Genomic DNA, 25,195 nt, shown 5'->3' on the forward strand with positions numbered 1-25,195 from the left:
GAAAAAGCACTTTTAATTATTTTTATCTTATCGTAGTCATAACACTTGCATAATCGATATAATTTTTGTTATGCTAGATTTATCAAATAAAGAAAGTAGGTTGGACCTATGGATACCATGGTAAAAAACGATCTCACCCAATTAATGGCACAGCGTGATGCTGGCCCATTCATCGCCATCTATCTGAATACCGCGGCAGTACTGAATGATTTAAACCGGCAACGCTTAGAATTTAAGCAGCTGGTTAACGAAGCACGCACCCAGTTGGCCCAACGCTTTCCTAGTGTTAGTTTTCAACCGTTCCGCGAACAATTTGAACGCCTCATCGGTGACAATGACTTTTGGTTACAACATACCGGGCCACAGACGGGCTTAATTGCTAACGACCAACAAGTCATGATTTTCGACTTGCAGTACCCGACTGATAACCAAGTCATCGTCAACAGCATGCCCGCTATTCGACCCATCTTAGCCGACCGGCAGCACGAATTTGACTTTGACTTACTAGCCTTAAACGAAGATTCACTGATGATGTGCCAGCAGCGTCAAGGCAATTTTACCATCGTAGATTTACCATCAGAAGCGCCCACAACGTTACAAGATACGCTGGGCACTGAAAAACGCGGTGGTGACTTAAACTTCAACTCCAGTCCCGTTCACGGTGCAAACTACCACGGCCACAACGCTAAGGCCGAAGAACGTGAAATCGATCAAAAAAACTACTACCAACAAGTCGCGCAGTACATGCAGGACTATTCCCGGACAACGCAACGACCGTTAATTTTGATGGGCTTGCCACATAACCAGTCGCTCTTCCGTCAAATTAATAAGAATCCGTACTTGTCCGAATATCTCAGCATTCCAAAGTCACCTAAGAACTTATCGTTAGGCGCAATTCAGACAGCCACTGAAGCCATTCAAACTAAGTGGCATACGCAGCTGGCGGATATCATGTTAGACCGCTACGATAAGGCCCAGTCCAAGCAGTTAGCCCTCAGTGATCCGTTCGGCATGATTAAGCCCGCTTTAAGTGGTCGCATTGAAATGTTGATCGTGGCGAGTTCCGCCAACGTTGCCGGGACCTTACCGTCAACCGAAGTCCTCCTAGATGATCCAATCGCACAGCCGGATAACCTCATCGACGATCTAGTCGACGTTGTGATGGCTAAAAACGGACAGGTGCGCATCATTCCCGCTAACAGGATGCCAACTAACACTGGCGCCTTAGCGTTACTGCGCTACTAACTGACCGTTCCAAAACAATCCTGTTCCAATTAATTAATAGCACGTCATAAGTCGCCTACTACTTGTAGAACTACTTATGACGTGCTATTTGATTAACGATTAACTAAAATAGCTAGTCTGATTAGTGTCGCTTTAAACGACCGACTAACGCTAAGTAGCCACTAACAACTAGTCCGGTTAAACCAATGAGGACACCAGCTTCATGGCTATCAGTCTCGCTGGTTTGGGGCAGACTGGCTGGTTTAGATTCTAAAGTCGGCTGACTTGGTTTCGGCCGGGTCAAAACAGGGGTCGTCGGCTGACCACCATTCTGATTCAAGTCCGGTTGTTGTGGCTGGTAACCACCATTCCAATCATGGTTACCATCTGGATTAGGCTCACCTTGGTTGCCATTACCATTACCATTACCTAAATTATGGTCACCGCCCGAATTATTACCCCCTTGATTGCCGTTACCACCACCGACGTTATGGTCACCGCCCGGATTGCTACCGCCTTGGTTACCATCACCACCGACATTGTGGTCACCGCCTGAGTTATTGCCGCCTTGGTTGCCATCACCACCGCCTGAATCAACGTCAGTATTAGGGTCGAATACCGTGACAACCGTCGCTTGGCTAGTTTGATTCCCAGCGGCGTCCGTATACGAATACTGCACTAAATAACGACCAGCACGGTGCGTATCGACATCCCCTGTAACTTTTATTTTGTCCCACGACAACGTCCGCCCGTGCTCATCAGTCGCACTGACGAACCCAGCTTGTGGTTGCCAAGTTGCACCAACTTGAATCTTTTGATCATGCGCAACTACGCTTGCTTTACTAATAATCTTCACTTGGGTTTGCACTTGATGGGTGCCTAACCGATCATCAAACCGATAAGTGACCAAGTAGGTGCCAGGAACCGTTAACAACGCGTTTCCAGTTGTGCGTCCCTGACTTAGCGCAGTTGCCACGATTTGTAAGTCCGCTGCACTTAAGTTTTTACCTTCGGCGTTAACCGCACCTTGTAAATTCGTTGCCGGTTGCCAATTATCAGTTGTAGTTGCTTCTACATTTTGCTGCTTTAATTGGATACCTGCCACCGTTACCGTGAGAACTTGACCAACGGCATAGCCAGACGCATCAACATAGTTGTACGTGACTTGGTAATTACCAGGAATATTAACGTTGGGTTGACCCTTAACGCTAACACCGGGTGAGGTGACCGTTAATGGGTGACCGTTTTCATCAATCGCACTGAAATTATCGCTAGGATGCCAAGTTGTCCCTAAGTTAATTGCACTATTCTTACCAGTAATTGCTGCTAAGCTGTAGACCGTTAACGGAATCGTGACCCGACTAGCCAAATCATCGCCAATCTGGTAATGAATCAGATAGACTCCGGGCGTTTGAAAATTAGTCACCGTTTGGCCTTGGCTATCAACAATGGTCATGACAATTGCACTGGCAGCGACTGGATTTCCTTGAGCATCAATTGCTAATTTGACGTTATCGCGAGGTGACCAGGTCGAGGTCGTGCTAATCTGCTTACTAAAATCTTGAAGAGCAATTCCCGTGACAACCACTGGTGCTTGCCGGGTGGCGACATTCTTATCCGCATTCATAAAAGTATAAGTAACACTCTGTTTTCCCAACTGTTGCGTATTTGGCTGATTGCTTATAGTAATCTGCGGATTATCAACTGTTACGTCACCACCATCTACGTCGGTTGCACTGACAAAGTTATCACTTGCTTTCCAATGTTCCTTTAGATGAATGACGCTATCTTTAACTTCTAAATTAGTTTGTTGTTGATAAGTTGCAGTTGGATTATGATCCGTGACACTAATAGCAGTTGGGGTTTTTCCGACGACAGTATAGAGTGCAATCAGCTGTTCAGTGGTATAGACTTTGTGCGTCCGCGTATCGATCCACTTTCCCGTATACCAATTTCCGTCATGAATTTCACCCATCAAGAATGCCTTTAGTCCGGATAACTGGGGATTTGGAGTCGGATGTAGGGACATTACATGATCCGAGTTAGAGTCATAGTCAGGGCCCGAATCAGGGTCAGAATCAGAATCTGATACTAGGTCCGGCTCAACATAGCATAACTTGGCATTGGATCCTAACGTAATTTTTAGTGGCGTTGTGTCCAGTATCTTGGGCATCTGATCCACTTTTTCCATGTCAAAATTGCCAAGATTAATTGCAATCATTTTGTCAGCGCCAGTTCCTTCAAACATTTCGGTCATATCTTTGACCTTTTGCGTATTAAAACTCGACAAGTTTAAGTTACTCAAGGCATCCATACCGCTAAACATTGACGACATATCTTGAACTTGACTTGTATCAAAGCTCGACAAATCTAGCGTACTAATATTTCCATCTGCCATAAACAACCCAGCCATGTCGACTACATTTCCCGTTTTCAAGTTTGATACATTGAGTTGAGTTAAATTCACATCAGCTGCAAACATACCAGCCATTGAAGTGACCTGACGCGTATCAAGTGGCGTTAAATCTAAACTTGTTAGCGAATCTAGTCCAAAAAACATATTCTGCATATTTGTTACTTTGCTTGTGTCGAGACCCTTCAAATCTAGCTTTTTTAGGCTTCTATCACTAGAAAACATAAAAGCCATATTCGTTGCTTGACTAGTATCCAGTTTATCTAGACCATCGATAGTCTCTAAAGAATCCATATCCATAAATAGTCCTGATACATCCGAATTGGCTACTGCCTTCCCCTCAAACTTGATATTAGTCACTTCATTAGTATGCTCACCCCACAAAGGAGTTTGATCTAAAGACCCATTTGGATCTTCATCTTCTTTGCTTGGTGCCACATACTTACCAGTATTATCGAATTGACCAGCCCCAATATGTAACACATAATTAGCGTCGACCCAATATTCACTAGTCCCAAACTGCCCACTAGACAGATTATCTTCTCGGTGATAATCTGCGTAATCCGTTGCGGGGCGCACTTGCTGATCTACTTGGTTCGGATCAACATCTGGCTGTTCCGACTTGGTTGTCACCGCCCGTGGTGCTGGTTTGGCTGCGGATACTTCACTCGTACTTGCTGGTATTTTAGGTGCTAACTTCTCAGGCGTAACGGCTGTATCCGGTTGTGTTACCGGCGCCTTGACTACAGGAGCGGCGGGTGCCGGAGTAGCTGGCTTTGGGCTGACCGTTACCTTACTCGTGTCCGAATCCGTTGGTTTAGTCGGCTCAGCTGGTGACACTGGTTTCGACTCACTAGCCTTTGATACCGAACTGTCCGGCTTGGAAACGATTGGTTGGCTGTCAATTGGTTGATCTTTAGGTTGCGCTTCAGGTGTTACCAGTGTCTTTTTCGGCTGCTCGCTTCCCTTAGGAGCGACTTTAGCAACTGGCTTGTCAGCTGAGGTTGCTTCCGGTTTAACATTAGCTGGCGCTGTTACCTTTGGACTGGCTGGCGTTACTGGTGTCTGACTACCTGATCCTTGCAAAGTGACTGTCTTTTCAGCCGTCGTCTTCCCACTAGCGACCTTCGCTGCCTGCGTGGTATCCGGCTTAGAATCAGCCGTCGCTGCTTGCCCAGTCAACCCTACAACTGGCAACACCAATGCGACTACGCCTGCCACTAGCCACGTCTTTCCACTTTTGTACATTCTAAAATGAACCTTTTGATCGTTACCCATTAACATTCATAATCCCCCTAAAATAGCTACGTGATTTGTAAGTTAACCTAACGTTTCAAATTCATTATATGATTCGCGGTTAAGAATGGAAAAGATTTCATCACGCGAATTTTCAGAAAATAGGAAAGTTATAATTTTCGGTTATTACGAGCGGGTAAAGTTTAATTCAAAAAAGTCTGGCGGAAAACTCAAATGACTGTTCAGAAATATTTCGACCCTATTCCAGTTAGCGATAGGCGTGACACCACAAAAAAAGACGCCCAGCCGAAGCTGAAACGTCTATTAATTGAATGCTTATTTGAGACCGTATTTCTTGTTGAAACGATCGACAGCACCATCGGCCTTGTTGAACTTTTGTTTCCCAGTGTAGAATGGGTGTGAATCTGAAGTAATTTCAACACGGATCAATGGGTAAGTGTTACCATCTTCCCATTCAACAGTTTCGCTAGACGTTGCTGTTGAACCAGAGATGAATTTGAAACCAGTCGTTGAATCTTGGAAGACAACGGCGTGGTAATCTGGATGGATTCCTTTTTGCATAATATTACGCTCCTTTGCCCTGAATCATTTGCTGAAACAGAGATTATCATTGTTTTAATCAACGGGTAACATCTTATCATGAACCCGCTATAATCGTCAAGTTGATTTACGAGCGGCGCGGTCGCCGTGACGACTGACTACTAAACTTTAAGCTCGCCAGGTCACGCAAAAACTCGGCGTTGGTTTTTGTATGCCGGAGGAATTGTAATAATTGCTCCGTATACTCTAACGCATTCCCGTTCATCGACCGGCGAATCTGCCAAATCGGTTCGAGTTTCTGCTTCGTAATCAACAACTCTTCCTTCCGCGTGCTGGATTGTTTCAAATCCAACGCGGGGAAGACCCGGCGTTCTGCCAGTTCCCGTGAAAGTTGTAATTCCGAGTTCCCAGTTCCTTTAAACTCTTCATAAATCATATCGTCCATCCGGCTACCCGTTTCCACTAAGGCCGTCCCAAGGATCGTTAAGCTCCCGCCCTCTTCAATATTCCGTGCGGAACCAAAGAACCGCTTCGGCTTGTAAAAGGCCGTGGGATCTAACCCACCAGAAAGCGTCCGACCACTTGATGGAATCACTAAGTTATAGGCCCGGGTCAGGCGGGTAATTGAATCCAGCAAAATAATAACATCCTGCTTATCTTCAACTAACCGGCGCGCCCGTTCTAAAACTAACTCAGCGACCCGCACGTGATTTTGGGGCTGCTGGTCAAAAGTTGAACTGACCACTTCACCCTTAATCGAGCGTTCAAGGTCGGTCACTTCTTCCGGACGTTCATCAATTAATAACATAATTAACTTGGCATCCGGATAGTTGGTCATAATCCCGTTGGCAATGTTTTTTAACAGCGTCGTCTTCCCAGCTTTCGGGGGCGCCACGATCAAACCCCGTTGCCCGAACCCAATCGGTACAAACGTATCAATTAACCGGGTGGCAAGGACTGAACCAGTTGTTGTTAATTTAATCTGTCGATCTGGATATAGCGGCGTTAGCGCCGGAAAATGAGGCCGCTGCTTAGCGTCGTTGGGATTCTTACCGTTGACCGTCCCAACGCGCATCAACCCGTAATAACGCTCATTAGGCTTGGGTGGACGTGCTTGGCCAGCGACGTAATCACCGTTCCGTAATCCAAACCGGTGAATTTGAGATTGTGAAATGTAGATGTCTTCTTGCGACGGCCCGTAGTTAATTGGCCGCAAAAAACCATAGCCCTCTTGGCCAATAATTTCCAAGACGCCTTCCATTTGCACAAACCCACGCTTTTTATCCTGTTCCCGCAATACGGCTAGCGATAATTCCTTCTTATTCATCTGTGAATAATACTGAATCTTGTAGTCGCGTGCATAGGTATAAATTTCCTTCAGCGTTTTTTGCTCAAGGTCGTGCATCGTTAAAATTTTTTCCATAAGCACAGCTCTCTTTAGCTTGTAACAGCGGTCTAACCTTCAGAAATTTGTTCGTCCGCTGCAATTTCTACGTCCGCACCTAAAGTGTGCAGTTTTTCGATTACCCGATCGTAACCCCGTAAAATATTGTCAGCGCGTGAAATTTCAGTCGTGCCATTGGCCGCTAAGCCAGCAATCATTAGTGCAGCTCCCGAGCGGATTTCGCCCGCCTCAACGTGAGCACCTTGTAAGTGGGAAGAATGCCCCACCACGATCAAGTTGTCCTGGACGTGAATGTCCGCGCCCATTTTACGCAGCTGCGCAATGTGCTGGGTTCGTTGTGGATAAATCGTATCGATCACAACACTGTTGCCCGTTGCCCGTAATAATAACGGCGTAATGGGTTGCTGTAGGTCGGTTGCAAAGCCTGGATAGGTCGCCGTCTTAATCCGGACTGGTCCGAGATTAGTCGTGCGTGGAACGTAAATACTGTCTTCATTAATCTGTAGATCAACGCCCATCTCGATCATCTTAGCCGTAAAGGACTCCATGTGTTCTGGAATAACATTCTTCAGTAAAATGCCGTCACCTAATGCAGCCGCCAATGATAGATAAGTCCCCGTCTCAATTCGATCAGGGATAATCGTATGGGTTGCCCGTGAACGCAAGGAATCAACGCCTTCGATCCGGATAACATCCGTACCAGCGCCCCGAACCTTAGCACCCATGTTATTTAGGAAGGTCGCTAAATCGATAATTTCGGGTTCTTTTGCAGCGTTTTCAATTGTGGTTGTCCCGTGGGCTTTAACGGCCGCTAGGATAATATTAATCGTAGCACCAACGGAAACCACGTCTAAAAAGATGCGGGCACCGTGAAGGCCTTCCGTACCAGTTGAGATAAACACAGAGTCGTTTTCTTCAACGACGTTGGCACCAAGTGCTTTAAAGCCCTTGATGTGTTGGTCAATGGGCCGTGGCCCAATATTGTCCCCACCCGGGAACGTCACCGTAGCACGGTTAAAACGCCCTAGTAAGGCACCCATAAAGTAATATGAAGCCCGCAAACTTTTAATTGCGTGACTTGGTAATTCGGATTCTTCAATGTGGGTTGGATCAATGGTTAAAACATCATTTTCAAATGTGGAATGGACGTTCATCGATTCTAAAATAATCTTTAAGTTGTGAACGTCAAGGATGTGCGGAACCGTGTCAAATCGGACCGGAGTATCTGCGAGAATCGCAGCAGGAATCAGTGCGACGGTACTATTTTTTGCGCCACCGATCGTTAATTCCCCAGAAAGTCGTTTTCCGCCATGGATAATCATTTTTTTCATAACATAACTTTCCTCGCTAAATAAGTGTCACACTGTATCATACAATCATTAACCATAATAAAGAATGTCGCCCGAAAAAACAACCAATATCAGGAAACTGTAATCTTTTTAAACAAGAAATTCTTGTACTGTTCTCATTTAACCGTTTTCATTAAGATTCCACAATTTTTTAGCCCCGTTATCCCCAAATAAAATGCTTCCTCCCCTAACATTTGTGCGCATTAATTAACTTTCAGGTGAAGAAGTAAAAGTCAAACGATTTAAAACTAATGACTTCGCTCAAAACAACCTTACTAGCTAACAAGCCCACCGAATTTTATGTATTCAAAAAGTGCTAATGCGCAAAGGTAATTTGGGCATTAGCACTCTCTGGACTGAATTGAGCCTGACGGACTATCGGCTGTCATCATAATCACTTCCTTATTATATTGTTAGGGTGGTTCTTTAATTAATCGCTAGTAACTGGCCCACGTTGTCCGGGTCCATATTAAGCTCTCGGAGATTTAGCAGTAGGTGCATCAATCCTTGATATTCAGCTTCGGTATACATCCGATCCTCAATATCAACTTGGTAATCGTCGGCAATCGTGACTAACTCACATTGCAATCGGCGTCTGACTTGCTTGGCAGTTAACATGGTCTTCACCTCCATTGATTACTCAATATCATATCATATAAAATGCTCCGTTTAGACCGTGCAACCAATTTGATAATTTCTGATAATCATGAATTCACGTGCTAAACGGTTGACTGTAAAGGCTTTCAACTACTTTGGACAAGTTAAAAATGAATGAGATTTATCACGGTAATAATCAATTGATAACTGAAATTCAAATGGGTGCTCCTAACCCCGGCATGATAATATTTAATAATTGATAGAAAGTTTTTGCAGCAAGTAGCGCTAAAGACTGGTCTAATCATATTTTCATAAATCCCACTTTCTTTCATACCTGTTTCCCATTTAAATCTATGATATACTGCAACTAATTTAGATATCGGAGGTGGGAATTATGCTGATAAGTAATTATATCGTTGTCTTTTGCTTAGTTGCGGTCATTATTTTAAACGTCTATTTGCAGTATGCCTTGGGAGTGATGAAAGCTTCAGTCCGCACAGCACGCATCCTACCCATTAGTTATGCCATCGTAATGCCGCTACTGATCGTAGCCGTTGCTGGTATCACGGCCAACAGTGCACTCCTAATCGTTGGTCAATTGATCGTCGCTAATTGGCTTTTCTGGCTCTACGAATGGGGTACCAAGCATCCGCAACAGGTGCGTCCCTCCAAAAGATCAGAAACGTCATCAATGACCCTGAGCCTCAAAAAGCGGTCGTAGTTCTTCAAATAATAACGCTAACGCAAAAACCACCCTGCAGCTATTCTGCAGGGTGGTTTTTCGTTAATCAGTATTAATATTTTTATCCTCATCCTTAACCGTCTGTAAGTAACGGTAAACACTCGGATCAGAAACCTTGATCACTTTAGCCACTTCGTTCACTGAATCCTTCAGCAAGAAATAGCCTTGGTGATACAAGTTCCGCACAATCTCTAATTTCTCGTTTTGCTTTAAGTATTCAACTGACACGCCGTATTCCGCACAGACCGTCTGGGTGACTTCACGCGCTAAGTCGGTAATTGACGTCGTCAAGTGTTCTGGTGCGACCGGTGAATCGTGAACTTCTTCTTGGACCGGGGCAGCCTTGGGCGTATGAATATTTGGCGCATTTAAATGTTTGTAATCGCGCATAATTTTGATGACCTGTTGTTGGAGTTCATCCAGGTCACTCTCGTCGGTGTTAATACAAATCATCCCCACGATTTCACCATCTAAGCGCAGGAAGTAAGTTGACGACCGCATCGGATATTTTCCGTGGGTCACACCCTTGTAGTTTGCTAAGTAATCGCGCTTTTCCGTTTTACCGGCCTTCATCGTTCGTAAAGCTAAGTCGGTAGCTGGATCGCCAACCTTACGATGCGAAATATGTGAATTCCGAATCGCCACTACGGAATGGTTCAAGTCTAATAAATCATTTAATACGACTTCACTATTGGGACCTAAAATATCCGCTAAGAAATCAACAAAGGGAATGAACTCTCGGATATAGGCCTGCTTCATTGATAATGTCTTTTCCATGGACCGTCACCTCACTAGGTCTTTCACTATTGCTACGCTAAAATTTTACTATCACGATATTTAATACTATTTTATCACAATAATAAAACCGCTTGCATTAATTCAACTGCTTCTTGATAGAAAAAGATGACGGCCGCTTTAGTGGCCGTCATCTTGCCTGAGAACTTTAAGCTTTCGTTTGGGCCTTACCGAAGATCTTCATCTTCATCCGAATCCCGGTTGGCGTAGCCGCTAAGCCACCTAAACCAGTTTCCCGTAACGCCTTCGGTAGTCCTTTACCAACCCGGTCCATCGCGCCGATAACCTCATCGGCGGGGATCTTATTGGTACAGCCGGCTAACGCCATGTCGGCGGCAATCAATGCGTTACCGACCCCGATGGCATTCCGCTTAACACAAGGTAATTCAACCAAGCCCGCAACGGGGTCACAAACTAACCCTAATAAGTTACTGATTGCCATGGCTAAGGCTTCAGAACTCTGTTCAGCAGTCCCACCAGCGATTTCAACCGCGGCAGCGGCTCCCATTGCGGAGGCACTCCCAACTTCGGCCTGACAGCCACCAGTGGCCCCAGCGATGCTGGCGTTATTAGCGATGACCATGCCATAGGCGCCCGCTGTGAATAAGAACTGAATCATCTGGTCCCGGCTCAAATCTAGACGGTCTTTCAAGGTGAAAATCACACCTGGTAAAGTCCCCGTTGACCCGGCCGTCGGTGTCGCACAGACAACCCCCATCGCAGCGTTAACTTCGTTAGTTGAAATGGCATTTTGAACGGCTTGCATCATCGTATCGCCAGATAAAGTTTGACCCTTTTGCCGGTACTTTTTAAGCAAGACGGCTTCGCCCCCGGTTAAACCGGTCGTCGAGTAAACCCCATCACCCGTTGCGCCCTTTTTGACGGCAGCTTCCATGACGTCCAAGTTCCGGCTCATCGTATGCCAAACTTCTTCACGACTGCAGTTTGAAGTGGCCATTTCTTGTTCGATCATTAATTCATAAACTGGTTTACTTTTCGCAACTGAATCTGCGACTAAATCCGCTACACTCATATACATGCTCTCGTACCCCCTATAAGTAAACTAACTTGGAATAATCTTTGGCCATCTTTTCAATCTCATCATGTTTCAAACGCCGATCCAAATCGTATTCATACATATTTCCCTTGGTCGTTTGATAACGTTGATGCGCATTCACTTTAGTTAAATCTGCTAATTGCTTAGTGACGTTTTGATGGTCATCTTCGCCCCCCTGAACTAGCAGGATTGGAAGCGGCCCCTTTGGTTTAATGTCAAAACCATCCATATGAATCTCGCGAATTTCAATCGTCCCACCGCCGATGGAGCAACCGGAGACTGACACTTGTTTATGTTCATTCTTCAAATCAATAATTGCGGTGTTAGGGTGATTGATTGGACTATCACCAGGTTCTTCAATAAACGTGATGTTAATGCCTTGGTCCCGTGCCAACCCAATTGCGTATGGTACCCGACTATCATCCGGGTCAAAACCTAAGATACCGCTAATAATGGCGTAATCCGTTCCGTGCCCCTTATGTGTCTGGGCAAAAGAATCATAATAATGAATGACAATATCCGTTGGCTTATCCTTAAAAATACTGTTGGCAGCGCGGCCAATCGCACAGGCGCCAGCCGTATGAGAACTGGATGGTCCAATCATGATTGGACCAATGATATCAAATACACTTTTATAATTAACCGTCATCGTAGTCATCCTCCTACTAAATCATCACCGTGGTGTTTAAGCTTTTGCTTCGGCACCAGCTTGATAGTCATCCGTTTGATCGTCAGCCCGAATTTCAGAAACCGTGTGAATCTTGAAGTTCTTAAATACCCAGGCACCAACGTAAGCCCAAATCGTACTGTTAATAAAGATTAAGGCTACCGCCAGTAAAACTTTCATAACTGGATTCATCCCAAGGGTAACAATTAAGCCCGCCCAAGGGGTCGCCATCCCAGTCACATTAATGACCAATCCGAAGGCCGTCACGATGATTCCGTTGATAGCCCCGGCCACCGCGTTGGTAGCAAAGATTGGGACTGGATTAGCTGCAATAATATCTATTTGTGTTAGCGGTTCAATCGCCACCGCTAAAGTCGTGGAGTTGTCACCGAATTTCAACTTCCGGAAGAAGCTAAAGTTCAGGAAGGAGTTCCCGGTACAACCGAGCGCCCCGATTGCCATTGGCACGCCGGTCAACCCAATCAAGCTGGTCAAGACCATTGATGATAATGGCGTCATCCCGACTAATGGAATAATTGCACCTAAGACCGCGCCCATAACGTATGGGTTCCCCTTAGTAGCTGTCACAATTGTCCCACCAATCGTGTTCAAAATCATTAAAACTACGGGTGAAATTAACCCTGCGATGAAATTAACTAAGATGGGACCAACTAACACGATAATAATAAGGTCTAAACCATCCGTAACCCGCTTCTGAATTTCTTTAATTAAGAATGACACAATGTAAGCGGCAATAAATGCTGGTAATAATTTAACTTTAAGTAAGGAAACCCCCAATAAAACTGCAAATACTGGATTGATCCCAAAGGCTAATGGTACTAACGCCCCTGCAGCCAAGCCGCCTAACGATCCCATGGTGTCCCCAATTTGTTTAATAAAATCAATATGGAATACGCCCCCAATGGCATAGCTTAAAAATGCTTGTGGTAAAAATGTTGCGCAAGCAGCCCCCGAAAGTGCACTAACTGCTTTTTGGCCTTGCGGTGCTTTAAAGGTGAACAGTGTCATCACCGCAATCACACTAAGTAATACTAGTACGCCCAAAATTATCTGCATGATGAATCCTCCTAACTTTTTCCGTAAGGGTCGTCTCAAAGATGAAATTCGCAATATCCGGATTGTGAGCTACATCACTTTCTCTTCTTTGGAAGCCCTTTCATTTACGATAAAAGATTATCATCAATAGAGAATTTTCGCGTGTGAATTCAATTGCAAGTCCTAATAAATTAATTGTATAAATTAAAATAGATTGGCATTTAGATTAAAATGATAATTTATCTAAACGTCAATCTATTGATATAAATGGATTTATTAGTTATGTTAATTATGAGAATAATAATTTATTCTCATAATAATTTTATTTTATTTCAGTCATGCCATGCATGTAAGGTTGGAGCACTGCCGGGATTTTGACCGAGCCATCCGCTTGTTGGAAATTTTCCAATATCGCAGCAACGGTCCGACCAACAGCAAGTCCAGAGCCATTCAAGGTGTGGACATAGTCAACCGTGCCGTCCGCTTTGCGGTAACGGATCATGGCCCGCCGTGCTTGGAAGTCTAAGCAATTTGAGCACGAGCTGATTTCACGGTAAACACCTTGTTCTGGCATCCATACTTCAACGTCATACGTTTTAGCCGATGAGAAGCCCGTATCACCCGTTGATAGTTCAATCACGTGGTAAGCCAAACCAAGTTCACGTAAAACTTCTTCCGCATTATCCGTTAGTTTTTCCAATTCTGTGTATGAGTCTTCTGGTTTACAGAACTTCACCATTTCAACTTTATGGAATTGGTGCATCCGAATCAAGCCCCGGGTGTCCCGACCAGCACTCCCCGCTTCTGAGCGGTAGCAAGGTGTCATCGCGGTGAAGTAAGTTGGCAATTGATCCTCACTCAAAATCTCATTGGCATAGTAGTTCGTCAACGGAACTTCCGCCGTTGGAATCAACGTCATCCCCGAAGATTCAACCGTGTAGACGTCTTCCTTGAACTTAGGAAATTGGCCCGTTCCGTACATCGTTTGCGCATTGACCAAGTATGGCGGAATAATTTCGTGGTAACCCTGCTTCTGGGTATGCAGGTCGAGCATGAAGCTGTAAACGGCCCGTTCTAGCAACGCCCCCGCATCCTTATAATAAACAAAGCGTGCCCCGGAAACCTTCGCTGCCCGATCAAAATCAAGGATGCCTAAGCTTTCGCCTAATTCCCAGTGGGCTTTTGGTTTGAAGTCAAAGGTTGGAATAGCGCCATGCTTGCGTTGTTCAACGTTGCTATCTTCGTCAGGACCAACGGGAACGTCATCGGCCGGCAAGTTTGGGAAGCGAATGGCTAAGTAGTTCAGCCGTTCGCTAACTTCCGTTTGGGCCGCTTCAGTACTCTTGATGTCCCCGTTAATGGTTTTAATTTGTTGAATCAGGGCTTGCCCAGCTTCCGTCTTAGGATCACTTTGGCTAACTTGTTGAGTCAATTGATTCTTTTCACGTTTAAGCCCCTCGACCTTAGTAATCGCATCGCGGTTTTGACGATCTAATTGTAAATATTCTTCAACTTCGGCTGGATCAACTTTCCGCGTTTGTAGCTTAGTCTTGACCAGTTCTGGATTGTTACGAATATATTTGGGATTTAACATAATAAAAACCTCCTAAAAAAAGTAAAACGTCCCATAGTCTTAATTAGTTACTAAGACTATGGGACGTTGATTATCAACGTGGTACCACCCAATTTAATGCATCGGCATTCTCTAATGAGTATAACGTCTCACCGTGGTTTCTTATCTCGAAACCAAGCGCTAAATGGTGGATTCAACCAACCAGCTTAACTAACTTCCACTAACCGTTAGCTCTCTAAATAAGCCGTTCGTTTACTAGCCATTATGGTCGCGCTTTCATTACGCCTTCTAATCTAAACTACTCGCCAATCAAAGTCAATAGTTTTTTATTATCATTTTAAATATTTATTATCAAAAGCGGCCTGATTACACTTACGGTCCTTCCTTAAAAATCAGTATAAGAAAAGCGCATCCTGATTAACAAGATACGCTTTATCGTAGAACGCCAAAAAGCCGCCCTTAACCTCAGGACGGTTTTTTGGTCTATCTAGGCATTGCTCTCATGCCTTTAATGACTCAAATTAATGTGAGCGCCGACGAATAAATGGTACTGCCAACAGTGCTAATAAGACTACCCCTACTTCGGCCAATAAACTTTCATTCTTTTGACCCGTTTGTGGTAATTCCGTTTGCTTCTGATTGGACTTCGCCTTTGGTTGAGCCTGCACACGCCCAGTTACAGCAACGTCACCTGCTACTTCATTAGTCGTTGCTGACTGCGCACTCTTTTTACCTTGAACCACTGGTTTCGCCTGCTTACTTGCACGCTTGCCTTGGTTGATACCAGCTTTTTGTACCGTTACCTGGCGACGACCCGTTTGAGCAGCAAGTTGACGTGTAAAGGAAGGTTCCGTCCCAGCTTTACCAAAGTTGACGATTACTTTACCACCAGCACCATCTACTAATGTTACTTGCGAGGCATTCGGATCGATCGTTTGTTGATCAACCGTCTTACCATCCCTTTGTTCCGTAACCGTTCGCTTACCAGTAGCTGGATCGTAAGTGTAAATCGTCTTGCTTCCATCAGTCCACTGCTTCGTTACTTTAACGGCATTGCCATTGGCATCCGTCGTCGTAGCAGTAACGTTACCGGACTTATCAGTCGTGGTCTTGATAGTCTCATGTTCAAACGTTGGTTGTGACCCTGGTTGCCCAGCGTTAACAATCGTTTCAACACCAGCACCGCTCGATAATGTGGCTTTCGTCGCATCAGGATCGATGGTTTGTTGATCAACTACCTTACCATCTCTTTGTTCCGTAACCACTCGTTTACCGGTGGCTGGATCGTAAGTGTAAGTCGTCACGCTCCCATCAGTCCACTGCTCAGTAACCTTGATGACATTACCATCAGCGTCTTTCGTCGTGGTCGTAACGTTACCAGACTTATCAGTCGTGGTCTTGGTTGCATCATGTTCAAACGTTGGTTCAGTGCCTGGTTGCCCGGCAGTCACGATGGTTTCAACACCATCTCCACTGGCCAATGTGGCTTTCGCATTAGGTGTGATGGTCTTCTCATCGACCGTTTGACCGTCTTTTTGCTCAGTCACTGTTTGTTTACCAGTCTTTGGATCAGAGGTGTAAATTGTCTTACTCCCATCGGTCCACTGCTTCGTAATCTTAACAACGTTTCCATCGGCATCCTTCGTCGTGGTTGTAACGTTACCAGCTTTATCAGTCGTGGTCTTGGTTGCATCATGTTCAAACGTTGGTTCTGACCCTGGTTGCCCAGCAGTCACGATGGTTTCAACACCATTACCACTTGATAATGTCGCTTTCGTATCAGGTGTGATGGTCTTTTGATCAACCGTCTTACCATCTTTTTGCTCAGTCACCGTTTGTTTACCAGTCTTTGGATCAGAGGTGTAAATTGTCTTACTCCCATCGGTCCACTGTTTCGTAACTTCGATGACATTGCCGTCAGCGTCCTTAGTCGTGGTCGTAACATTACCGGACTTATCAGTCGTGGTCTGCGTCGTGTCATGTTCAAATGTTGGTTCTGCGCCTGGTTTCCCAGTATTAACAATCGTTTCAGCGCCATCGCCACTTGCCAACGTTGCTTTTGGCTTATCGGGAGTAATGGTCTTCTGATCGACCGTCTTACCGTCTTTTTGCTCCGTAACGGTCTGTTTACCAGTAGCTGGATCAAACGTGTAAGTTGTTTGGCTACCATCGGCCCACTGCTTCACAACCTTAACGACGTTACCGTCAGTGTCTTTCGTTGTGGCAGTGGTATTACCAGACTTATCAGTCTCAGTATGCGTCGTGTCGTGTTCAAACGTTGGTTGTGACCCTGGTTTCCCAGTATTAACGATGGTTTTAACGTCATCGCCACTCGACAAGGTTGTCTTCGCATCATCAGACGTAATCTTCTGCTGGTCGACTGGCTTGCCATCCTTTTGTTCCGTCACTGCACGGTCCCCAGTAATTGGATCGTAAGTGTAAGTCGTTTGACTATCATCAGGCCACTGCTTAACTACTTTGACAACGTTTCCGTTGGCGTCTTTCGTCGTGGTCGTATCACCATCGGTCTTTGTCGTCTCATGATCAAACGTTGGTTCTGACCCTGGTTTCGGCGCATTAACAGTGGTTTCAACACCGTTACCAGTTGACAAGGTTGCTTTCGGATCATCAGGGGTAATGGTCTTCTGATCGACTGTCTTACCATCCTTTTGTTCCGTTACCGTCTGCGTCTTAGTAGCTGGATCGTAAGTGTACTTCGTCGTACTCCCATCGGTCCACTGTTTAGTGACATCAATAACGTTGCCAGTATCATCCTTCGTCGTGGCAGTAACGTTACCAGCATCATCTTTCGTCGTCTGCGTTGTGTCATGTTCAAACGTTGGTTGTGACCCTGGTTGTCCGGCGTTAACAATCGTTTTAGCACCATCTACAGCAGACACAGTTGCTTTGTTAGTATCTTTTGCAATTGGCTGATTGTCTGTCTTACCGTCTTTTTGTTCCGTCACAGTCCGATTCCCAGTAGCTGGGTCATACGTGTACGTCGTTTGACTATCATCGGGCCACTGCTTAACTACTTTGACAACATTGCCATCGGCGTCTTTCGTCGTGGTCGTGTCGCCATCAGTCTTCGTCGTCTCATGATCAAACGTTGGTTCTGCACCTGGTTTTGGCGCATTAACGGTAGTTTCAACACCGTTACCAGTCGACAAAGTGGCTTTCGGTGCATCAGGAGTAATGGTCTTTTGATCGACCGTCTTTCCGTCCTTTTGCTCAGTCACATTCTGTTTACCAGTGGCTGGATCGTAAGTGTAGGTCGTCGTACTCCCATCGGTCCACTGTTTGGTGACATTAATGACGTTGCCAGCATCATCTTTCGTCGTGGCAGTAACATTACCAGCATCATCTTTCGTCGTCTTGGTTGTGTCATGTTCAAACGTTGGTTGTGATCCTGGTTTCCCAGTATTAACGATGGTTTTAACGTCATCACCACCAGACAAGGTTGTCTTCGCATCATCAGACGTAATCTTCTGCTGGTCGACTGGCTTGCCATCCTTTTCTTCTGTCACTGCACGGTCCCCAGAAATTGGATCGTAAGTGTACGTCGTTTGGTTACCATCTGGCCATTGCTTGACTACTTTAACGACATTACCATCGGCGTCTTTCGTCGTGGTAGTATCGCCGATAGCATTTGTCTCCGTCGTGTCGTGTTCAAATACTGGCTGTTTGGTCGTAGGATCAAGTGTAACGGTCGTGCTTGTATTGGCATCATCAGACAACGTTACCTTGGAAGCATCCGAGGTAAGTTCCTGTTGGTCAACCTGTTTGCCATCCTTTTGCTCACTTACAGTCCGCTTATCTGTCGCTGGATCATAGGTGTACGTTGTATGGCTACCATCTGGCCACTGCTTATCAATTTTAACTACGTTGCCAGCTGCATCTTTTTCAGTGATTGTCGTAGTACCAGCCGCATCTTTTTCCTTGCCTAAAACTGTTAACTGACCATGAAGAACCTTCACGTCATAATTAGTATTTCCGTTAGTGGCATCAATCGTGTAACTTCCGACGGCAGGATTGGTTGGTTCGCTGTAAGTTAAGTTCAGGTCAGTTACCCCTTCGCCATCCTTAAACGCGCCACTTGTTAATTTCGCATCGTTTTGCGGGTTAGCTTCACCTGCATAAGATTGTTGGTCGGAAACTTGAACCGTGACGGGCCGTTTAGTCACAGTCAAAGCAGCATCTGTACCAAAGGTAAGCTTGTAGTTGCTATTATCCTTACTTAACTTATCTTGAGCAGCCTTCGTCAACTGTACCGTGTAGCTTCCGTTAACTTGTAGTTTATCAGTAGTCACAACAGAGTTTGTCTTTGTATCAACAATCTCGAAATTTTCCGCGTTCAACTCACTAGCAGCTGCCCCATTAACTGAGACTGACAAGCTTGGCAATGAATTGCCATAAACGATACTAGTCCCCGTTACGGCCACGTTACCGGCCTTTTGATCAATCTTCAGCGTTCCATCTTTAAGCGTTACATCATAGTTCGCTGAAGCATCCTTCCCAGTAATCGTATACGTCCCAACATTAGTTTCAGAAATTGGATTCAGAGTAACACTAAGCGCATCATTGCTGTCGCCATTGACTAGCTTATCGTCCTTGGCAATACTGAAGCCATTTGCGCCATGTGCTGTACCATCGTAAGTGGTCTCAACATTATTAATTTGCACCGTAATTGGACGCTTAGTTACAGTCAATGCATCCGTACCAAAGCTAAGTTTGTAGTTGCTATTATCCTTACTTAACTTATCTTGAGCAGCCTTCGTCAACTGTACCGTGTAGTTTCCGTTAACTTGTAGTTTATCAGCGGTCACAACAGATTTTGCCTTTGTATCAACAATCTCGAAATTGTCCGCACTCAACTCACTTGCAGCTGCCCCATTAACTGAGACTGACAAGCTTGGCAATGAATCACCATAAACGACACTAGTCCCCGTTACGGCCACGTTTCCGTCCGCTTGGGTGATATTCAGTGCCCCATCTTTAAGGGTTACATCATAGTTCGCCGAAGCATCCTTCCCAGAAATCGTATATGATCCAACATTAGTCTCAGAAATTGGATTCAGAGTAACACTAAGTGCATCATTACTGTCACCATCGACTAACGCGTTATTCGGCACATCCGTTGCAATGACGAAACCATTCGCACCATGCGCCTTGCCATCGTAAGTGGTAGTAACATTTTTAATTTGTACCGTAATTGGTCGCTTAGCCACGGTTAAAGCAGCATCTGTACCAAAGCTAAGTTTGTAGTTGCTGTTATCCTTGCTTAACTTATCTTGAGCATCCTTCGTCAACTGCACCGTATAGGTTCCGTTAGCTTGTAGTTTATCAGCGGTCACAACAGCGTTTGTCTTGGTATCGACAATCTCGAAATTGTCCGCACTAAGCTTATTAGCTGTCGCTCCATTAACTGAGACCAACAGGCTTGGCAATGAATCACCATAAACGACACTAGTCCCCGTTACAACCACGTTTCCGTCCGCTTGAGTGATATTCAGTGCCCCATCTTTAAGCGTTACATCATAGTTCGCTGAATCAGCTTTTCCAGTAATCGCATATGTCCCAGCATCAGTCTCAGAGATTGGATCCAGAGTAACGCCAAGCGCACCATCACTGTCACCATCGACTAACTTATCACCCGATGCAACGATGAAGCCATTCGCACCGTGCGCCTTGCCATCATAAGTGGTAGTGACGTTATTCATTTGCACCGTAATTGGCCGCTTGGTCACAGCCAATCCACCCGCAACAAAGCTGAGAGTATAGTTAGGGTTAGCCTTGCTTAAAGCATCCTGAGCCTTTTGTGTCAACTGCACCGTGTAGCTTCCGTTAACTTGCAGTTTGTCAGCAGTCACAACAGATTTTGTCTTTGTATCAACAATCTCGAAATTGTCCGCACTAAGTTCACTAGTATCTGTTCCGTTGACCGTTACCTTATCATCTGACAAAGCGTCACCGTAAACCACACTAGTATCGGCAACCGTGGCGGTTCCAGCAATCGGTGCAATCGTGAAGGTCCCATCGTTTTCAATGGAGACCTTGTAATTACCATCATTGGCAGCCGTCCCAGTAATGTTATAGGTGCCAGCGTCATTCCCAATTTTCCGAGTTAACGTCACTCCTAATGTAGCCTGAGTATCTGGATCAACTAACGTACCGTTAGTTTGACCGGCGGCAGTGGTGGTTGGAATGGTAAACGTCAAGGCTGGATCGTTCGTAACGCCATAATCCTTGCCACCATTTTCAATGTGAACCGTAATTGCCCGTTGTGAAACGGTCAACTTGTTCGCACCAAAGCTAGGCTTGTAATTAGGATTGGCAGTCTTCAAACTGTCTTGGGCCGCCTGAGTCAATTGAATCGTGTAGTCGCCACCGGCTTGTAATTGACCCGTAGCAACCGCTTTTGCCTTGTTATCAAAAATTTCAAAATCAGTATTATCGAGTGTGGTCTTTAAGCCCGTATCACTGTTAGTTACCGTAAATGTCGGTAAAGTATCCCCATACCCCACGGTAGCGGCATCGGCAGTAATCGTGGCATCTTTTTGCGCAATGGTCAAAGTTCCATCATTGACAGTGACGTCATAGTTTGCTGCCGTTGAGGAACCCGAAATGGTATACGTTCCAGCGTTGGTTTCGGCGCTTGGCGTCAACGTCACCTTCAAATCGGCCAGTGTATCGGTACCAACTAACTTATTATCATCACCAGAATCAAGCTTGAAGCCTGCTTGATCAACTTGATGTGCTGTACCGTCATAATCGACGTTAACATTATTGGCTGTTACCGTGATTGGCTTTTTAGCAATAGTAAAAGTCCCGTCCGTAACCTTTACGGCATAGTTCTGGTTTGCCGTGGCAGTACCGGAGATCTTATAGCTACCAACATTTTCGCCAGTCTCCCGCGTCAGAGCGGCACCAAGACTAGAAACGTCATCACCGTTGACTAAAGCAGCTTTGGCAGAATCATTGTCCAAGGTCAGAGCCGGATCGGTACTGTCGCCATAGGTCTTCCCGGCTTTTGCAGCAACAATCGAAACTTCCCGTGGTGTCACAGTTAATGGGGCCGTGCCAAACGTGAAGTTGTAATTCTTATCGTTCTTCAGGGTAGTCTGAGCAGCATCGGTATAACGAATCGTATACTTGCCACCGACTTGCAATTTGCTGATTTCGACCTTATTGCCATTGGCATCGTCAATTTCAAAATCGTCCTGAGTAATTTTAAGCGCCGGATCATCATCACCAGCCACCGTACCCAGATGGTAGTTGATATTGGCTAATGGTAACATGCCGGCAACACCGCCATATTGCAGACTAGAATCTTCAAGGGTTGGCGTCGCATCAACTGGCGTAATCGTAAGTGCCGCTGACGTGTAGAGACCAGCATTAGTATTAGTTGTCAAGCTCTTAAGATAAGTACGACCAGCATCAGTCAACTTGAAATAGTAGGTCCCCACATTTTTAGGCGTCACGTGTGCATCTGAATCCGTGGCATCAATGTAGTAGTAGTAATCCGGATTGTTAAAACCGTCCTTTTGGGCTTGAGTCAGCGTTGCACCAAATCCATCCTCATTAACATTCACGACAGGGATGCCGACAGTTTGGCCATAAGCCTGTGACCAAGACATAAAGGTCGCTAAACTAGCAACTGCCGCATCGTTGGTCGTAGTCAAATTATCCAAGTCATCTTGGAACGTTTTCAGGGTGTCATCCATGTTAGCCATGGCATTATACCCAGCTTGACCTTTTTCAAAAATTGTCTCTGGGTCCGTAGCATCTTCGGCGGCCTGCAAGTCATCCTTAGCCGTGGCATTATCTGTCGAAAGTTGCGCGTACATATCATTAACAGAATCCAAGAGTTTCTGTGCGGCGGCCTTCTGTTCCGGCGTAATCCCAGTTAAACCAACAAATTTGTCATAAATATCTTGCGTTTGCTTTTGATAATCTTTCGCCTTGGCTTGGTTGTCAGAAGCCGTTTGAAGCCATTTATCCAGTGTGGCCTTTGTTGGCACTAAAATACTCTTACTATCCTTAGGAGCCGTAGAATCTGTAGAGTCCGTTCCAGCAGCATTAGGCACCGTCGACCAAGTGTAGGCTGGCGTGCTACCATCCGTGACAGGTTTACCATCTTCACCGATTGGTGTTGCATTGAGGGCATCCGTAACGGATTGGTTCGTCCCTACCGTCACATTAGCAGTAACTGGTGTCCCATCAATCGTCTCACCAGCAGCCGTGTAATAATGTTTGATTGGGTTAACTTCCCCAGTAGTCGTGGTTCCTTCAGCCGCCGTCGTGCTCATATCAACTGGTAAATTATAGTTGACTGGCTGGCCATCTACAGGTGTAGGAATCGTAATCGTCGTTGACGTAAATCCTGGGATTTGCACTACAGTGGTCTTACCAGCGATCGCATTCACTTCTATGGGATTAATTCCTGAAATTGCTTTCCCCGTGGCCTTATCGACTGGTGTTATGGTGGCCTTAAAAGTCAAACTAACTGGAACCGCCACACTTTGAGTCTCAAGGTTAGTCACCACATAACTGTAGTAAGCACCATCGGATACAGTTTGATCATCACCGATGTAATGGATTGAGCCATTCGTAGAGGCTTGGCTCCCGTCAACAACATACACATTCCCGTCTGCATCGGTTGGAAGCACCGTCATCAAATCAGGATTAAGTGTTGGGTCTTTCTCGAGTGCTCGCTGAGCAGCAGCCACCGAAGAGAATACTAAGATAGTATCCCCAATATTAGCAGTCACCGGTGCGGGTGTAGTGGCACTAGTCGTACTCAAGGGCGTTGTCGTTGGTGTCGTGAAATTAACATTTACTTGTGCGGTCTTAGGTGTGTAATTAAACGTATCGATTCTAGCCGCATAATTATTCGTCTGTGCACCAGTAGAAGCGGCGATTGAAATTGAATAGCCGGAAGTAGTATCAGTGATTGTTCGTGTAAAATCATGCCCACCCAAACTAATCTTCAATTGTTTCGATTCAGCATCATAGGTCATTACGAAGTCATTGAACGGAGTATCTGTCCGAGCATTCAATGTCAGCGAACTTGCGGGTACTACTGTGTCAGTATCCGCTTGTAAATATCCATTACTATCCGTGGTCCGCCATCCAAAGTAATCTGCCGTACCGGGATCGGCAACATAACCATCCTCAGGACCATTGTGATAGTTATCGTAGACGAATCCAAACGCATTTTTCAAGCCGTCTAATCCCAGGCTCCGTCCTGCATCACCCTTGGTTGCAGCTGCAGGATCACCAGGAACAAAAATAATTCCAACACTATCTGCACCATCCTTGCTGTTGGTCCCAATTCCCAAAGCTCCGGTCATTGAAAAGTTATGACTAAAGTCGATGTCATGTTCAAAGGAAACATTGGCTACTTGGTGTCCAGTGATCAAATCTGGTTTGAGATCCCCAAACGTGTTATAAACTTGGTGAGCATCTGTACTGGTCAATACAACGGAGCCATCATCACCGATGGGAATGTTAGATGTATTTTTTATCCGGCCCTTCCCGCTAGTTGTATTAGTAGTATCATTATTCACAAGAGTTCCCGTGAAATGGTCCTTAATCTGGTCGGCTGAGAGCTTGACTGTGCCGTCTGCACTATTAACCTTGCTAACGTCAATCTGCTGACCCGGTGTTAACGTTTGATAGGTCGCAGCATCATTAGTTGTATCTGTTGCCACACTATCAAGCGAAAAGCTCTCTGGGGCAATCCGCATAGACGCTGGGGAAATTGATAGGTTAGCTGAAAGCGATCCTGTTGCTAATCTTCGGCTTGCTGGTGCTTGGATCGTTAACTCTTCACTTGCAGGTGCCTGGCTACCTGATGCTTGGCTTGCTGATGCTTGGCTTACCGGTTCCTGACTTGCTGGTGCCTGGCTACCTGATGCTTGGCTTACCGATGCCTGACTTGCAGGTGCTTGGCTGCTTGATTCTTGGCTGCTTGCAGGTGCTTGGCTACCTGATTCCTGGCTACCTTGGCTTGCCGGTGTTTCACCAGTACCACTATTTTTAAGTACTGCAGTCCCAGTCGTTTTCGGTGCCGGTTTTTGAGAAGTATCCGCAGATGGCGTTGCTTCCGTTGCGGCATGGGCATCAACCGTCCCTGCGCTTTCTGCGATAGTCATCGCGGAAAGGCCAACTAATAGCGTTCCAAAAATACGGGTCTTGATTTTCCAACCCGTATGGCCCTTGTATAAAATGAAATTCTTCTTGATTGATTGATTTGCTATTTTTTGTTTCAAATTTCCCGCTCCTTTTTAAACGACGGCGAATCCCCCGTGATCAATTTAATTGTCAAGCCGGCTGTCTTCAAAAGACCAGTTCGGACAATTAATTTTCAATGATTGGTTTGCTTATGGGTATTGCCATTAACTGGTACAACACCCTTAAAAATCAGTTGTGCTGTCAACGGATTCTTCCCCGTTTCTTTGCTATGTTTCCTTTTAAACCATTACACACTTTTAACCTCTATCAAAGTAAAAAGTTTC

At 45.4% G+C, this 25,195-nt stretch carries 13 protein-coding genes and 1 other annotated feature; of the genes, 2 read left to right on the top strand and 11 right to left on the bottom strand.

Going from position 1 to position 25,195, the window contains the following annotated elements; genetic code table 11:
• Positions 1–108 precede the first annotated feature (108 nt).
• Entirely contained in the window at positions 109–1,245 is a 1,137-nt protein-coding gene (locus AAA939_RS01240; protein WP_338208149.1) for a baeRF6 domain-containing protein, read from the top strand.
• A gap of 121 nt (positions 1,246–1,366) precedes the next feature.
• Here the strand turns inward: AAA939_RS01240 and AAA939_RS01245 are convergent, their stop codons facing one another.
• The 5 genes from AAA939_RS01245 to AAA939_RS01265 form a co-directional block, all read right to left on the bottom strand.
• Positions 1,367–4,921 carry a bacterial Ig-like domain-containing protein gene (locus AAA939_RS01245; RefSeq protein WP_338230421.1) on the bottom strand — a complete coding sequence of 1,185 codons (3,555 nt, stop codon included), beginning with the start codon at positions 4,919–4,921 and terminating at the stop codon, positions 1,367–1,369.
• A gap of 288 nt (positions 4,922–5,209) precedes the next feature.
• Positions 5,210–5,455, bottom strand: coding sequence for a type B 50S ribosomal protein L31 (locus tag AAA939_RS01250; RefSeq protein ID WP_057706561.1), 246 nt, complete (start codon positions 5,453–5,455; stop codon positions 5,210–5,212).
• 106 nt (positions 5,456–5,561) lie between these two features.
• Positions 5,562–6,857: a transcription termination factor Rho gene (rho, locus tag AAA939_RS01255; protein WP_338225895.1), complete on the bottom strand. Its 1,296-nt coding sequence runs from the start codon at positions 6,855–6,857 to the stop codon at positions 5,562–5,564.
• 32 nt (positions 6,858–6,889) lie between these two features.
• Positions 6,890–8,170 carry a UDP-N-acetylglucosamine 1-carboxyvinyltransferase gene (locus AAA939_RS01260; RefSeq protein WP_338208146.1) on the bottom strand — a complete coding sequence of 427 codons (1,281 nt, stop codon included), beginning with the start codon at positions 8,168–8,170 and terminating at the stop codon, positions 6,890–6,892.
• A 444-nt stretch (positions 8,171–8,614) separates the two neighbouring features.
• Positions 8,615–8,806, bottom strand: a complete 192-nt coding sequence (locus AAA939_RS01265; protein WP_057706558.1) for a hypothetical protein — start codon at positions 8,804–8,806, stop codon at positions 8,615–8,617.
• Positions 8,807–9,179: 373 nt separating this feature from the next.
• Between AAA939_RS01265 and AAA939_RS01270 the strand changes: the two genes are divergently transcribed.
• Positions 9,180–9,506 (top strand): hypothetical protein, encoded by a 327-nt coding sequence (locus tag AAA939_RS01270; protein WP_338208145.1) that lies wholly within the window; start codon positions 9,180–9,182, stop codon positions 9,504–9,506.
• 63 nt (positions 9,507–9,569) lie between these two features.
• On the opposite strand, the gene AAA939_RS01275 is transcribed toward AAA939_RS01270, so the two are convergent.
• The 6 genes from AAA939_RS01275 to AAA939_RS01300 form a co-directional block, all read right to left on the bottom strand.
• Complete coding sequence (locus tag AAA939_RS01275) at positions 9,570–10,304, bottom strand: helix-turn-helix transcriptional regulator (RefSeq protein ID WP_338208144.1); 735 nt, start codon at positions 10,302–10,304, stop codon at positions 9,570–9,572.
• A gap of 166 nt (positions 10,305–10,470) precedes the next feature.
• Positions 10,471–11,361, bottom strand: a complete 891-nt coding sequence (gene sdaAA / locus AAA939_RS01280) for an L-serine ammonia-lyase, iron-sulfur-dependent, subunit alpha (protein WP_338208143.1) — start codon at positions 11,359–11,361, stop codon at positions 10,471–10,473.
• A gap of 13 nt (positions 11,362–11,374) precedes the next feature.
• The gene (sdaAB, locus tag AAA939_RS01285) at positions 11,375–12,028 is read right to left on the bottom strand and encodes an L-serine ammonia-lyase, iron-sulfur-dependent subunit beta (RefSeq protein ID WP_338208142.1); all 654 of its coding nucleotides are present in this window, start codon (positions 12,026–12,028) and stop codon (positions 11,375–11,377) included.
• A 36-nt stretch (positions 12,029–12,064) separates the two neighbouring features.
• Positions 12,065–13,123 (bottom strand): PTS sugar transporter subunit IIC, encoded by a 1,059-nt coding sequence (locus tag AAA939_RS01290; RefSeq protein ID WP_338208141.1) that lies wholly within the window; start codon positions 13,121–13,123, stop codon positions 12,065–12,067.
• A 301-nt stretch (positions 13,124–13,424) separates the two neighbouring features.
• Entirely contained in the window at positions 13,425–14,696 is a 1,272-nt protein-coding gene (gene serS, locus AAA939_RS01295; RefSeq protein WP_338208140.1) for a serine--tRNA ligase, read from the bottom strand.
• Between the two features lie 56 nt (positions 14,697–14,752).
• Positions 14,753–14,953 (bottom strand) — a binding site (T-box leader).
• 243 nt (positions 14,954–15,196) lie between these two features.
• Positions 15,197–24,949 carry an MBG domain-containing protein gene (locus AAA939_RS01300; RefSeq protein ID WP_338208139.1) on the bottom strand — a complete coding sequence of 3,251 codons (9,753 nt, stop codon included), beginning with the start codon at positions 24,947–24,949 and terminating at the stop codon, positions 15,197–15,199.
• Positions 24,950–25,195: the final 246 nt, after the last annotated feature.

Source organism: Lactiplantibacillus paraxiangfangensis, assembly GCF_036246185.1.
In the GTDB taxonomy this organism is placed as follows: Bacteria; Bacillota; Bacilli; order Lactobacillales; family Lactobacillaceae; genus Lactiplantibacillus; species Lactiplantibacillus paraxiangfangensis.

Excerpts from the sequence above, each read along its gene's own strand:
- AAA939_RS01240 (WP_338208149.1), top strand. The coding sequence starts at position 109 with ATGGATACCATGGTAAAAAACGATCTCACCCAATTAATGGCACAGCGT.
- AAA939_RS01245 (WP_338230421.1), bottom strand. The coding sequence starts at position 4,921 with ATGTTAATGGGTAACGATCAAAAGGTTCATTTTAGAATGTACAAAAGT.
- AAA939_RS01250 (WP_057706561.1), bottom strand. The coding sequence starts at position 5,455 with ATGCAAAAAGGAATCCATCCAGATTACCACGCCGTTGTCTTCCAAGAT.
- rho (WP_338225895.1), bottom strand. The coding sequence starts at position 6,857 with ATGGAAAAAATTTTAACGATGCACGACCTTGAGCAAAAAACGCTGAAG.
- AAA939_RS01260 (WP_338208146.1), bottom strand. The coding sequence starts at position 8,170 with ATGAAAAAAATGATTATCCATGGCGGAAAACGACTTTCTGGGGAATTA.
- AAA939_RS01265 (WP_057706558.1), bottom strand. The coding sequence starts at position 8,806 with ATGTTAACTGCCAAGCAAGTCAGACGCCGATTGCAATGTGAGTTAGTC.
- AAA939_RS01270 (WP_338208145.1), top strand. The coding sequence starts at position 9,180 with ATGCTGATAAGTAATTATATCGTTGTCTTTTGCTTAGTTGCGGTCATT.
- AAA939_RS01275 (WP_338208144.1), bottom strand. The coding sequence starts at position 10,304 with ATGGAAAAGACATTATCAATGAAGCAGGCCTATATCCGAGAGTTCATT.
- sdaAA (WP_338208143.1), bottom strand. The coding sequence starts at position 11,361 with ATGTATATGAGTGTAGCGGATTTAGTCGCAGATTCAGTTGCGAAAAGT.
- sdaAB (WP_338208142.1), bottom strand. The coding sequence starts at position 12,028 with ATGACGGTTAATTATAAAAGTGTATTTGATATCATTGGTCCAATCATG.
- AAA939_RS01290 (WP_338208141.1), bottom strand. The coding sequence starts at position 13,123 with ATGCAGATAATTTTGGGCGTACTAGTATTACTTAGTGTGATTGCGGTG.
- serS (WP_338208140.1), bottom strand. The coding sequence starts at position 14,696 with ATGTTAAATCCCAAATATATTCGTAACAATCCAGAACTGGTCAAGACT.